Origin of the sequence: Lelliottia sp. JS-SCA-14, from assembly GCF_035593345.1 — a bacterium.
Classification (GTDB): Bacteria; Pseudomonadota; Gammaproteobacteria; order Enterobacterales; family Enterobacteriaceae; genus Enterobacter; species Enterobacter wanjuensis.
Genome location: NZ_CP141606.1, coordinates 3,139,560 through 3,152,521, shown reverse-complemented (window position 1 = coordinate 3,152,521; position 12,962 = coordinate 3,139,560). Strand labels below are relative to the sequence as shown.

Sequence of the window (12,962 nt, the reverse complement as noted above, 5' to 3'; positions counted from 1 at the left end):
CATAAAAACGTACCCTACAGGCGATATATACATGAAACAAACTCCTCTGTGCAGAGCGTGTTTACTCGCGCTCTCGCTGATGATGGGGAGCGGCGCGGTGTACGCCAAAACACCGCCCGACCAGCTCATCATCGGTATGAACATGAACAACCTGCTGACCCTCGACCCGGCGGCGATGACCGGCAACGAAGTGGTCGGCATCGTGGTGAATCTCTACGATTCGCTGGTGGAACTCGACCCGAACGAACTGACCAACGTCCGGCCCGCGCTGGCGAAATCCTGGGAGATCGCGCCGGACGGCAAAACCCTGACTTTCCATCTGCGCGATAACGTCAAATTCCACTCCGGTAATCCGCTCACCGCGCAGGATGTGGTCTGGTCGATGCGCCGCCTGCTGCATCTCAATCTGGCGCAGGCGTCGGTGTGGAAATCCTACGGCTTTTCGAAGAAAAACATCGACCAGCAAATCAGCGCGTCCGACGACTACACCGTGCAGATCGTGCTGCCCAAACCGAACGATCCGCAGCTGGTGATTTACTCCCTCGGGGCGCTCGGCAATCTGGGCGTGCTCGACAGCAAAACGGTGCAATCTCATGAAGTGAACAACGACTGGGGCAACCGCTGGCTGACCACCAACGAAGCCGGTTCTGGCCCCTTTATGCTCGACACCTGGCAGGCGAAAGATGTGCTGCGTATGCAGCGCAATCCGCACTACTGGCGGGAAGAGCCAAAAATGAGCCGCGTCGTGCTGCGCCATTTTCAGGAGTCGCAAACCCTGCGCCTGATGATTGAGAAAGGCGACCTGGATATTGCCAGCAACATGGCGGTGTCCGACATCAACGCCCTGCGCAAAGACCCTCAGCTCACGGTCGAAGCCGTGCAGAAGGGGACCGTTTATTACGTGGCGATGAGCATGAAAGAGGCGCACTTCGCTAACCCTAAGGTGCGCGAAGCGGTGCGCTATCTGATTGATTATCAGGGCATCAACAAAGCGCTGATGCCGGGCTACGGTGTACTGCATCAGCGGCCGATCAAAGCCGGGATGCCGTCGACGCTGCCGGACCCAGGCTATCGGCTGGATATTCCGCGCGCCAAAAAGCTGCTGAAAGAGGCCGGTTATCCGGAAGGTTTCGATACCACTCTGCGCGTGCTGGCGGATCAGCCGTTCCTTAATATCGCCATCGCCGTGCAGTCCACGCTGATGCAGGCGGGGATCAACGCCAAAATCATCACTGGCACCGGGAACCAGATTTACGGCGCGATGCGCGAGCGTAAGTTCGACATGCTGGTCGGCCGCGGCGGGAGCGGCGTCGAGCCGCATCCGCACTCCAGCCTGCGCGCTCTGGTCTATAACCCGGACAACAGCGACGAGGCGCGGCTCACCAACTTCCAGGGCTGGCGCACCAGTTTCTACGATAAGCCTCTCAACGAGATGATCGACAAAGCGCTGCTGGAACGCGATCCGCAAAAGCAGGTGGCGGATTATCAGCAGATCCAGGTGCGCTACGACGAACTGATCCCGGCGATGATTCCCCTGTCGCAAATGGTCGATTCCGTCGTGGTGCGCAATGAAGTCAAAAACTTCCAGTCGCACCCGTCGGCCACCACGTTCCTGCGGGAAGTCTATAAAACTGGAGGTGAACAATGAGCGTGGCGATCCTCTCTCCCGGCTCCCGCACCCGCCGTTTCTCGAAGCGGCTGACCCAGGTGCTGGTGACGCTGTTTGGCCTGCTGCTGCTGACCTTTTTCATCGGGCGCGTGATGCCGGTCGATCCGGTGCTGGCGATTGTCGGCCCGGACGCCGACCACAGCACCTATCAGCAGGTCTATCACCAGCTGGGTTTCGATCAGTCGTTGCTGACGCAGTTCGGCATTTACCTGAACAACCTCCTGCACGGCGATCTCGGTAACGCGCTGCTGACGGGCAAACCGGTCATGGACGATATTCTGCGCGTCTTCCCGGCGACGCTGGAGCTGGCGACGATGGCGATTATCGTCGGCGCAGGCCTGGGCATTCCGCTGGGCGTGCTGGCGGCGGCGCGTCGCAACAGCCTGTCGGATTACGTGGTGCGCATTATCAGTCTGGCGGGGTATTCCACGCCGATCTTCTGGGTCGGGATGATGGGGCTGCTGCTGTTCTACGCCTGGCTCGGTTGGGTGGGCGGGGCGGGAAGGCTCGATTTAGGGCTGGACGGGATCGTACCGCGCCGGACCGGGCTGATGACCGTCGATGCCCTGCTGGCGGGAAACAGCGCCGTGTTCTGGAATGCCATTAACCATCTGGTGTTGCCCGCGTCGTTGCTCGGCTTCCACTCGCTGGCCTACATCAGCCGTATGACGCGCAGCTTCATGCTGGCGCAACTCTCGCAGGAGTTCATCATCACTGCGCGGGTGAAGGGCTTAACCGAGCGGCAGGTTGTCTGGAATCACGCGTTTCGCAACATTCTGGTGCAACTCCTGACGGTAGTGGCGCTGGCCTACGGCTCGCTACTGGAGGGGGCGGTGCTGATTGAAACCGTCTTCTCCTGGCCAGGCTTTGGCTCGTATCTCACGGGCAGCCTGCTGCTCGGCGACATGAATGCGGTGATGGGCTGCGTGCTGCTGGTGGGGATTATCTTTGTGATGCTCAACCTGCTCTCCGACATGCTGTATCAACTCTTTGACCCGAGGACGAAATCATGACCGTTTCTCTGGATACGCCGCTGGGGGCGCGCAGCAGCGAAGGCCGTCAGCGAATCAAACGCACCCTGAACCGTGGGGCGGGTTTTGTCGGCAAAATGGCGCGCAACCCGCTGACGGCGATCGGCGGCGGAATTGTTCTGCTGCTGCTGATCGTCGCCGCCTTTGCCCCGCTGATTGCGCCGTACAACCCGCTGGTGCAGGACCTCAACAACGCGCTGGTCGCGCCGAACGCGCAGCACTGGTTTGGCACCGATGAGTTTGGCCGCGATATCTTCAGCCGCCTGGTGTATGGCTCGCGCATCACGCTGTATATCGTGCTGCTGGTGTCGGTTACCGTCGGGCCGCTCGGCCTGCTGTTGGGCGTTACCGCCGGGTATTTCGGCGGCAAAGTGGATGCGGTGCTGATGCGGGTGACGGATATCTTTATCTCGTTCCCGAGCCTGGTGCTGGCGCTGGCGTTTGTCGCCGCCCTCGGTCCGGGGCTGGAGCACGTGGTGATTGCCATTACGATCACCGCCTGGCCGCCGATTGCCCGTCTGGCGCGGGCGGAAACGCTCTCACTGCGCCAGGCCGATTTTATCTCGGCGGTGCGTTTGCAGGGGGCGTCCCCGGTGCGCGTGCTGTGGCGACATATCGTGCCGCTGTGCCTGCCGTCGGTGATTATCCGCATCACCATGAATATGGCGGGGATCATCCTGACCGCCGCCGGTCTGGGCTTTCTCGGCCTCGGCGCACAGCCGCCGGAGCCGGAGTGGGGCGCGATGATCTCCAGCGGCCGCACCTACATGATGGAGTGCTGGTGGGTCGTGACTATTCCGGGGCTGGCGATCCTGATCAACAGCCTGGCGTTCAACTTCTTAGGAGATGGCCTACGTGACATCCTCGATCCTCGCAGCGAATAACGCTCCCCTGCTCGACGTGCGCGACCTGCACGTCGATTTTATCAACGGCGGCGCGGTGACCCACGCCGTGCGCGGCGTCTCCTTCCAGCTCGGGCGCGAAAAGCTGGCGATTGTCGGCGAGTCCGGCTCCGGGAAATCCACCGTCGGGCGCGCGTTGCTGCGCCTGCATCCGGCGAAAGCGCGGATCAGCGCCACCCAGATGCAGTTTGGCGACGTCGATCTGCGCTCGGTGAGCGAGGCGCAAATGCGTGGCATTCGCGGGAAGCGCATCTCGATGATCATGCAGGACCCGAAATACTCGCTGAACCCGGTGGTCTGCGTTGGGGCGCAGATCGCTGAAGCCTGGCTGACGCACCATCCGGGGCGCAAAGCCGAGGCGAAAGCCAAAGTGCTGGAGATGCTCGACGTGGTGCGCATCCGCCAGCCGGAGCGGGTCTATCATCTCTATCCGCACGAGATTTCCGGCGGGCAGGGGCAGCGCATCATGATTGCCATGATGCTGATCACCGATCCCGAGCTGGTGATTGCCGATGAACCGACCTCTGCGCTGGACGTTTCCGTGCGTTTGCAGGTGCTGGGATTGCTGGACGACCTGGTGAAATCCCGCGGGCTGGGGCTGATTTTTATCAGCCACGACATCAACCTGGTGCGCAGCTTCTGCGACCGGGTGCTGGTGATGTACGCCGGGCGGGTGGTGGAGTCCATCGCCGCCTGCGATCTGCATAACGCCCAACATCCCTATACCCAGGGCTTAATCAGCGCCCTGCCGGAACTTCACCATCGCCGTCCGGTGCTGCCAGTGTTGCAGCGCCAGGCCAGCTGGCTCAATGAATAAGGAGCAGAGATGATCGAGATTAAAAACCTCAACCTGGCCTTTGGCGAGGGTGAAAAGCGCAGTCAGGTGCTGAGTGATGTGAACATCAGGGTTGAAGCCGGCGAGATTTACGGCCTGGTGGGGGAGTCGGGGTCCGGCAAAACCACGGTCCTGAAATGTCTGGCCGGGCTGTTTACCCACTGGGACGGTGAGCTGGCGATCGACGGCACCCGGCTTGGGCGAAAGATCAACGCCGAACGCTGTCGAAGGGTGCAGATGGTGTTTCAGGACCCGTACGGCTCGCTGCATCCGCGCCACACCATCGGCGATATTCTGGAAGAGCCGCTGCAAATCCACGGCATTTCCGACCGCGATCGACGCATCCACAGTTTGCTGGATAAAGTAGGGCTGAACCGGGCGTTTCGTGATCGCTATCCGCATCAGCTCTCCGGCGGCCAACGCCAGCGCGTGGCGATCGCCAGAGCGCTGATTCTGCAGCCGCAGGTGCTGCTGCTGGATGAACCGACGTCGGCGCTGGACGTGTCTGTGCAGGCGGAGATTTTAAATCTGCTGGCGGAGCTGCAGCGCGAGTCGAATCTCACCTATCTGATGGTGACGCACGATCTGGGCGTAATTGCCCATCTGTGCCAGAAAGTGGCGGTGATGCAGTACGGCAAGATTCTGGAGACCCTGACCGTGGATGAACTGGTCGCCGGAAACGCCCGCACCGACTACACGCGAATGCTGGTGAACGCCAGCCAGCAGTACACCCGCGAGATGGCGCGGGAGGTGGCGGCGTATTGAGTGGTGGTTTTTGTTGCCGGGTGGCGGCTGCGCCTTACCCGGCCTACGGTTTTGTAGGCCCGTGCAAGCGTAGCGCCGCCGGGCAAAGACGTCAGCGCAACAGCACACAATCCGGCGGCAACCGGCACTCCAGCGCGCCGGGCAGCAGCGAAATACGGAAATGCTCCCCACTCAACGGCTCGCCGTCGAGGTTAAAAGTCATGCCGTGTGGGGCGATAATTTCAAACCACGCGGACTGTCCGTCGAGCACGTTCGGGCTCTCTTCCGGGCGGGTCAGGGTGGTGAACAGAGCGGGTAACATCCCGTCGCTGGTGAAAATCCGCAGCTGCAACAGACCATCATTAATCAGCGCATCGGGGCACAGCTGTTGCCCGCCGCCCGCCTGACGTCCGTTACCAATCCCAATCACCAGGGCGTCACCCTGCCAGTGGAAGTTCTCGCCGTTTATCTCGCAGCGGTCGGGCTTGAGCATATCCATGCGCATCAGACCGTGAATCAGATACGACACCCCGCCGAGCGCGGCTTTGAGTTTCTCCGGCGTTTCGCTGGTAATACGGGTGCCAAAACCCCCCGTCGCCATATTGATAAAACAGGTTTTCTCATTGACCTGGGCGATATCCACCGCCGTCGGTTTCCCGACGATGGCCAGCTGCAACGCTTTGTCCAGACTCTCAGGAATGCCCGCGCTGGTGGCGAAATCATTGGCGGTGCCGAGGGGTAAAATGCCCATCACCGGGCGATGTGCGGCGTCACGCTCAATCAGCGCGCTCGCCACTTCATTGATGGTCCCGTCACCGCCACCGGCGATAACAGTGGCGACGCCCAGCCGACAGGCTTCGTCGATATACCGTGCGGCATCCCCTTTTTCCCAGGTCACACGGACGTGAATTTGTGCGCCATTTTCACGCAAATCGGCAATCGCCTGGCGCAGAAAGTCATCGCCTGCACTTTTGCCGTTGAGGATCAGTAAACTATCCGGATAGGTCGACATCCAAGGTTGCTCCCTTTTAAGCTCTATCAAGAGTGTATCTCAGGGAAGGAAAAAGCGCGTAAGAACAGGATGAAAGGCAAAAAATAAGCCTGCGTAAGGGAGATTACGCAGGCTAAGGAGGTGGTTCCTGGTACAGCTAGCATTTATGGGTTATGTTTTTCAGCGCTGGGGATAATACCCTTATTGAACGAAGCGGTATGTGATCCGTTTCTAAGAATTATCCCATGACGAAAAAATACCCCTGCTCAACTACTTGTTGTGCGGGTTGCGGGTGCTTTCACCGGCAAAATTGCGCATCAACAGCGCGTATTCCAGCTCCACTTCTTCCGGCACCGGCAGCCACACGGTGTGACCGTCGCCAGGGGCAACGGTGATCGCTTCGCCTTTGCCGTTTTCCAGATGCTCCAGCGTAAAGTTGATATTGCCCTGCGGGGTCATCAGCTCCAGGCTGTCGCCTTTGGTGAATTTGTTTTTCACGGCGACGGCGGCCAGAGGCCCTTTGCGCGCGCCGGTGAAATCACCGACAAACTGCTGGCGCTCGGAGATGGAGTAGCCGTGCTCGTAGTTCTGGTAATCGTCATGGGTGTGACGGCGCAGGAAGCCTTCGGTGTAACCGCGATGCGCCAGACCTTCAAGGGTCTCCAGCAGGGTGGTGTCGAACGGTTTACCCGCCGCGGCGTCATCAATCGCTTTGCGATACACCTGTGCGGTGCGGGCGCAGTAATAGTAAGACTTGGTGCGACCTTCGATCTTCAGCGAGTGCACGCCCATCTGCGTCAGACGCTCGACGTGTGCGATCGCGCGCAGGTCTTTGGAGTTCATGATGTAAGTGCCGTGCTCGTCTTCGAAGGCGGTCATGTATTCGCCCGGACGTTTCGCTTCTTCAATCATAAACACGCTGTCGGTCGGGGCGCCCACGCCCAGCGTCGGCTCCACGGTTTTCACCGGGATCGGCTCGTGCTTGTGCACGATGTTACCGACATCATCCTCTTTGCCTTCCTGGACGTTATATTCCCAGCGGCAGGCGTTGGTGCAGGTGCCCTGGTTCGGGTCGCGTTTGTTGATATAGCCAGAGAGCAGGCAGCGGCCAGAGTAGGCCATGCACAGAGCGCCGTGAACGAAGATTTCGAGTTCCATTTCCGGCACCTGCGTGCGGATCTCTTCGATTTCTTCCAGCGACAGTTCGCGCGACAGGATTACGCGGGTCAGTCCCATCTGTTTCCAGAATTTGACCGTCGCCCAGTTAACGGCGTTCGCCTGCACGGAAAGGTGAATATCCATCTCCGGGAAGTTCTCACGCACCAGCATGATCAAACCCGGGTCAGACATGATCAGCGCATCAGGACCCATTTCCACCACTGGCTTGAGATCGCGAATAAACGTTTTCAGCTTGGCGTTGTGCGGCGCGATGTTCACGACCACGTAGAATTTTTTGCCCAGGGCATGCGCTTCGTTGATGCCGAGCTGCAAATTCTCGTGGTTGAATTCATTATTACGCACGCGCAGCGAGTAACGCGGCTGGCCCGCATACACCGCATCGGCACCATAAGCGAAAGCGTAACGCATATTCTGCAGCGTTCCCGCCGGGGAAAGGAGTTCTGGTTTAAACATGTTTGTTCTCGTTCTGATGACAGGTCAGATCCGCGTACACCAGGTGCAGCGGTAAGGGGAGATCCCGTACTTTAAGGGCGGGCATTGTAGCGCTGCGGGGGAGGGAGGTAAAGCGCCGGGTGGCCGCGGGGCCAGCCCGGCGGAGGTAATAGGATTAGGTGAGGTCTTTCAGCGTCTGGCTTGACCCGTTATTTTTCACCGAGGCGATGCCGGTTTCCCGCGTTTGCTCGGACGCATACAGCTGGCTTGAGCCAATCACCTGATGGTTTGCCGCTTTCAGGTTGAAGTGATATTTGCCGTTAGCCGAGGTTTTTTTCTCATAGCGCTCGTCGTGCGGGCTGTTGGTACGCACAGAGGCAATACCGTTTTCTGCTGAAGCCCTGGTGGTGTACAGCTCACTGGTGAGGATAATTTCACCGTTCCCCGCTTTCAGAACAAACCTGAACTGCCCGTCACTGCTTTTGCTTAGTTCGAACCAACCAGCCATAAGAACTCCTTGATCAAAAGTGTTAATCAAACAGGAAGTCACATCGGAGGATGCCGTTGAAAGTATGGGTGATTCTCAGGGAGTTGCCAGTGGCTGAAAACATATCGTTTACATATTAACCGGCGCGTATTTAGATATATTAAAACAACTTAATTATTAAATAATAACTCTCGGCTTTGTTTAATATTGATAATTAATGATTGGAATTGCATAATAAATGTACGCTTTATGAACGTGTTTGAGCTTTTACTTATATAATATTATGAAACATTAATTTATGCTTCCTGTATATATCCTTCTGGCTTTATTTTGCTTTATGCTGTCATTTGGCATTTCTTCTGCGGCAGAGAATATAAATCTCCCTGATCTTGGGAGTGATTCTGCTATGCAAAAAAATAATACTGATAAATCAGATGGAGATAGCGGGAACAATGAAAAAAACATTGAAAAAAAAGTATCCGATATTGCAGTAAGTGAAGCGCAGCAGAGGTTTCAAAATCTGACGCCTGAAGGGATGAAATCAGAGTTTTATCAATACGGTAAAGGTGTCGTTACCGGCGCAGCTCAATCGCAAATAGACAATTTGTTATCACCTTATGGCCATGTTGCTACAAATATAGCCATAGATGATAAAGGAAATCTCGATGGTTCTTCACTGGATTATTTAGTTCCCTGGTATAACGGGGAAAGTGATTTACTATTCAGTCAATTCTCAGTTCATAATAAAGATGGGCGTACCATTGCTAATATAGGCACGGGCGTTCGCCATAATGTCAGTAAAGACTGGATGCTGGGCACCAATGCTTTTTATGATCACGATATTACCCGCGGGCATAAACGTCTGGGTATTGGCACCGAGGCGTGGACTAATTATCTCAAATTAAGCGGCAACTACTATTTACCGCTCTCTTCCTGGAAAGACTCTCCGGACCTCGATGATTACCAGGAGCGCCCGGCGCGCGGGTGGGATGAGCGCGTTCAAACTTATCTCCCAGCTTACCCGCAGCTTGGCGGCTCGATAGTGTACGAAAAGTACTATGGCGATCAGGTAGCCTTGTTCGGTACTGACGATCTGCAGGAAGACCCCTCAGCCGTCACGCTGGGTGTCGACTACACTCCCGTGCCTTTGATTACGCTCAAGGCTGGCTACAAAACGGATCAGTCAGAAAAAAGCGAAGTGACGGTCAATCTGGATATCGATTACCGCATCAACGTTTCGCTCTCAAAGCAACTTGATGGTGACGAAGTAGCGCAGATGCGGACACTTGCCGGTAGCCGGATGGATTTTGTCGATCGTAATAACGACATTGTCCTTGAATATCGGGAGAAGAACGATCTGGATGTCGGTATTTTCCTGGCTCCGACCAACACCGCAGCTCCCTGCATTCTTACCGACGCGCCGGATACCGCTCAGGCCTACGAGGGTTGCCACTGGACGGTGAATGCGGACATTACTTCGCATCTTAAAATACAAAGTGCGCACTGGGTGCCGATGGGCAACTTCAGCCCTGAAAAGGCGCTGGCGCTGCCAGCCTTATCGCCATCAACAAATATCGCGACCGGCAAGGATAACCACTGGACCTTAACCTTCCCGGCGTGGGTGGATTCCCCGGACAGCAACGCGAATAAGTATCGCCTGGCGGTGACGCTGGTGGATGAAAAGGGGCACACCCGCCAGTCAAACGCGGTGAATATCCTGGTGGCAGAGGCGCCGACCAATTATCAACTGGTCATTGATGATGAAGACGGGGAGAAAAAAGCGGTCAAGACTCCTGCAAACGGAATTACACCGGTCAACCTGAAAAGCTACGGCGCAAAAGCGGCTGGCGTGCACGGCGAAACAACGCCGGTTGCCCCGGAAAACCTGGACATGACGTTCCACGCCTATGAAGTGAAGGACCGGGATCACGCCCATGAAGTGCCTATCCACAAATCGAAAAAAGAGTGTGATAACGAGCAAAAATGCCTGTTCTTTGTTTCAGGATCCAGTAACGGGAAAGCCGTTGTTTCGAGCACCCGGAGCGGGATCTATGCCTTCGTCGCCACGCAGCAAGACGAAGATGGCCAGAAAACCAACCCCGTGCTCGTGGATTTTAGCGACAGCTCGCAGTATATCGTTGCCGCGATTGTCGATACCCAGAATCCGACAACCAATTTAATCGGTATCAAATCGAACAAATTAGCCCTGGGTCATCAGTACCGTTTTATCCTGGCCTGGGACAGCAATAAAAACGGCCAATGGGATGCCTCTGATCTACAAACGGTGTCGAGCACCGATCTTCGACCGCTGACGGAGGTGACTCACTATCGATGGTTATTTGATGGCAAAAGCACCAACGGGATGCCGGGTGGATATGCTGCCAGTAATACCGATAACCAGGATATTTCCATTCCGGTCACCAATGCAGAAGCAAAAGCTATTTTCCCTGCCGCCGGTATTAATGGCGTCCAGGGATATCAATTAAGAGTGGATTACAAGCTGACAACGGAAGGAATGCAGTTTGTCCAGGCTAACTTTAAGTAAATAATCTTGTTATATCAGTGTGAATTAAATATATCTTAATTATGTGAGTTTTAATGAAAATGAAAACCTTTAACAAAACACTTATTGCCAGCGTGCTGTTTGCGGGCTGTGCACATATGGCCTCTGCGGAAGTTACAGACTCGGCGGGGCAATTAATAGGTACCTTACCCGTTTTAAAAGGCACGGGTACCGGTGCTGTCGATCACAGCGTCACGTTTAATAACGGACACGAAAGTAACTCCACTACCGCGATGTCGCCGGGTGATAAAATTACGCTGAGCTATCTCTTTACGGATAAAGAGGGCGATACCGACAGCAGTAAAACCTCTATTAAATGGTTTACGTCTACGGACGGACATGGTGCTAATAAGATTGCATTAGCAAACGATGGTAAGGAGAGCTATACCATTGCGGCGACAGATGCCGGGCGTTATCTGGGTGCAGAAATCACCGAGCAAACCTCTACCGGTACGCCAAACAAAGGTCAGACGATCACCATCAATGATATTAGTGTGAATGATTCAACCGATAATATTCCAGACGGCCCAATTGTCGGCGGTAATATCGGCGTCATGATTGTCGATTCCGCAGCGCCAACGGTTAACCTGATTGGTAAAGCGAACAGCCAGCTGCTCGTCGGCCATACCTACCAGTTCAAAATCTGGTATGACGCGAACAATAACAACGTCATGGATGCGGATGAGCTTGATGCATCCAGCAACTACAACTACAAGTGGGTCTTCGATGGCACCAGTGCGACGACAGGCACCGCGGGCGGTTATGCTGTCAGCAGCACGGACAACAAAGATCTGTCGATCCCGGAAACCAACGCCAGCGCGAAATCTATCTTCGCATCTGCCGGAGCGGACGGTGTCCAGGGCTATGGCCTGAAAGTGGATTATACGGCGAAAGTCAAAGCGGTTCTGAAATCGACCAAACGCAAATAATCGACAACAGTCATGTCCTGAGCGCTTCGGCGCTCAGGACATAACAGAATCATGACAGACTCATTGCGTGGTAAAATGATGAAAATAAAATTTATTCACAGCCAGGTGGTGATGCTCATTGTATTACTCAATTTGGGTCGGGCAAGTGCAACGGATCTGACGGCGAGCGCCGGAATTATTAATGGAACACCCCCAGTTATTTACAATGATAAAAACGAACCGGGGAAAGTGAGTTTTCATCGAAAAAACGTTGTTGTGGATGATGATGACGAACTGGATATTAGCGATTCCATAGATTTATTATGGAAAGTGATGGATGCAGAGGGTGACCAGGAGGCGACGCTGCCCACGGTGGAATGGGTTTGCACTGATGTAAATAACAAACAACATGTGTTGGCCAGCGGAGTCGATCATTACGATATTCTTCCTGACGATAAAGGTTGCACCATTGGCGTCAATATTACTCCCACAACCACCACGGGTATTCCTCGCGCCAATAATACCCTTTCGATAAAAGATATTAGCAACTACGACGTTGAAGATAATATTCCTACCGGCCCGGTTAACCCGCATGCCATGAATATTATCAGCTATATTGTTGCGCCATTAAATCATGAAGCCGCGTACTATGTGACTGCGGATAAAAAACTGCAGACCGCCTTTGCCGGTGCGCAAATACAGCTCGAAACCGATAACGAGGCGGACCAGCTGGAATGGACAACCAGTAATTCCGCGATTGCCGAGGTGAGCGATACGGGACTTGTTACTATCCATGCGAAAGGGCCGTTCAAAATCACGGCTCGTCATAATGAGATTAAGACCTCCATTATTTTTAATCCGCAGAAATTCTTCGTCTTTAGCGAAAAGACCAAAATGAACTGGTCTGACGCTAAAGCCTGGTGTGAGAATCAAGGTTATCGCCTGCCCGTCAATGACGATTTGTCTTCAGCGCAGGGCAAACGCGAAGTGCCGAGCGGGGCGCTGTGGCAGGAGTGGGGCAGCAGCCTGGATGATGTCACCCACGCGGGTACGGTGTACTGGTCATCTGAAGAGGCGATTGCCGATCTGGATGCCTATTACTACATGTACACCGCAACGGGGCATATCACGTCGAATACGTCTGATAAGACGGAAGGCGTGGCCTGTATCATGCCTTAAGGAAGGTCAGCCGGGTGGCGCTGCGCTTACCCGGCCTACAAA

Annotated in this window: 11 protein-coding genes; 8 read left to right on the top strand and 3 right to left on the bottom strand. The window is 55.2% G+C overall.

Annotation, left to right across the window (positions count from 1 at the left end):
* Positions 1–31: 31 nt before the first annotated feature.
* Genes U9O48_RS14755 through U9O48_RS14735 form a run of 5 tightly spaced genes read left to right on the top strand, consistent with a single transcriptional unit; the run spans position 32 to position 5,202 of the window.
* Positions 32–1,648, top strand: a complete 1,617-nt coding sequence (locus U9O48_RS14755) for an ABC transporter substrate-binding protein (RefSeq protein WP_285149328.1) — start codon at positions 32–34, stop codon at positions 1,646–1,648.
* Complete coding sequence (locus U9O48_RS14750; RefSeq protein ID WP_282495041.1) at positions 1,645–2,682, top strand: ABC transporter permease; 1,038 nt, start codon at positions 1,645–1,647, stop codon at positions 2,680–2,682. Before U9O48_RS14755 ends, U9O48_RS14750 begins: the two co-directional genes overlap by 4 nt.
* A complete protein-coding gene (locus tag U9O48_RS14745) occupies positions 2,679–3,584 on the top strand; it encodes an ABC transporter permease (RefSeq protein ID WP_285144085.1) in 906 nt (301 codons plus the stop codon). The genes U9O48_RS14750 and U9O48_RS14745 overlap by 4 nt, the downstream gene beginning before the upstream one ends.
* Positions 3,556–4,419, top strand: coding sequence for an ABC transporter ATP-binding protein (locus U9O48_RS14740; RefSeq protein WP_285144359.1), 864 nt, complete (start codon positions 3,556–3,558; stop codon positions 4,417–4,419). Before U9O48_RS14745 ends, U9O48_RS14740 begins: the two co-directional genes overlap by 29 nt.
* Positions 4,420–4,428: 9 nt before the next feature.
* The gene (locus U9O48_RS14735) at positions 4,429–5,202 is read left to right on the top strand and encodes an ABC transporter ATP-binding protein (RefSeq protein ID WP_285158725.1); all 774 of its coding nucleotides are present in this window, start codon (positions 4,429–4,431) and stop codon (positions 5,200–5,202) included.
* A gap of 91 nt (positions 5,203–5,293) precedes the next feature.
* On the opposite strand, the gene yegS is transcribed toward U9O48_RS14735, so the two are convergent.
* The 3 genes from yegS to U9O48_RS14720 all read right to left on the bottom strand — a co-directional run bounded on the left by yegS (position 5,294) and on the right by U9O48_RS14720 (position 8,291).
* Complete coding sequence (gene yegS, locus U9O48_RS14730; RefSeq protein ID WP_285144087.1) at positions 5,294–6,193, bottom strand: lipid kinase YegS; 900 nt, start codon at positions 6,191–6,193, stop codon at positions 5,294–5,296.
* 249 nt (positions 6,194–6,442) lie between these two features.
* A complete protein-coding gene (gene yegQ / locus U9O48_RS14725; RefSeq protein WP_285144088.1) occupies positions 6,443–7,804 on the bottom strand; it encodes a tRNA 5-hydroxyuridine modification protein YegQ in 1,362 nt (453 codons plus the stop codon).
* A 154-nt stretch (positions 7,805–7,958) separates the two neighbouring features.
* Positions 7,959–8,291: a YegP family protein gene (locus tag U9O48_RS14720; RefSeq protein WP_282495036.1), complete on the bottom strand. Its 333-nt coding sequence runs from the start codon at positions 8,289–8,291 to the stop codon at positions 7,959–7,961.
* Positions 8,292–8,568: 277 nt separating this feature from the next.
* Between U9O48_RS14720 and U9O48_RS14715 the strand changes: the two genes are divergently transcribed.
* Genes U9O48_RS14715 through U9O48_RS14705 form a run of 3 tightly spaced genes read left to right on the top strand, consistent with a single transcriptional unit; the run spans position 8,569 to position 12,920 of the window.
* A complete protein-coding gene (locus tag U9O48_RS14715; protein ID WP_324722731.1) occupies positions 8,569–10,815 on the top strand; it encodes an inverse autotransporter beta domain-containing protein in 2,247 nt (748 codons plus the stop codon).
* 53 nt (positions 10,816–10,868) lie between these two features.
* Positions 10,869–11,762 (top strand): SinI family autotransporter-associated protein, encoded by an 894-nt coding sequence (locus U9O48_RS14710; RefSeq protein ID WP_324722730.1) that lies wholly within the window; start codon positions 10,869–10,871, stop codon positions 11,760–11,762.
* 51 nt (positions 11,763–11,813) lie between these two features.
* Positions 11,814–12,920 carry an Ig-like domain-containing protein gene (locus U9O48_RS14705; RefSeq protein WP_324722729.1) on the top strand — a complete coding sequence of 369 codons (1,107 nt, stop codon included), beginning with the start codon at positions 11,814–11,816 and terminating at the stop codon, positions 12,918–12,920.
* The last annotated feature ends 42 nt before the right edge of the window (positions 12,921–12,962 follow it).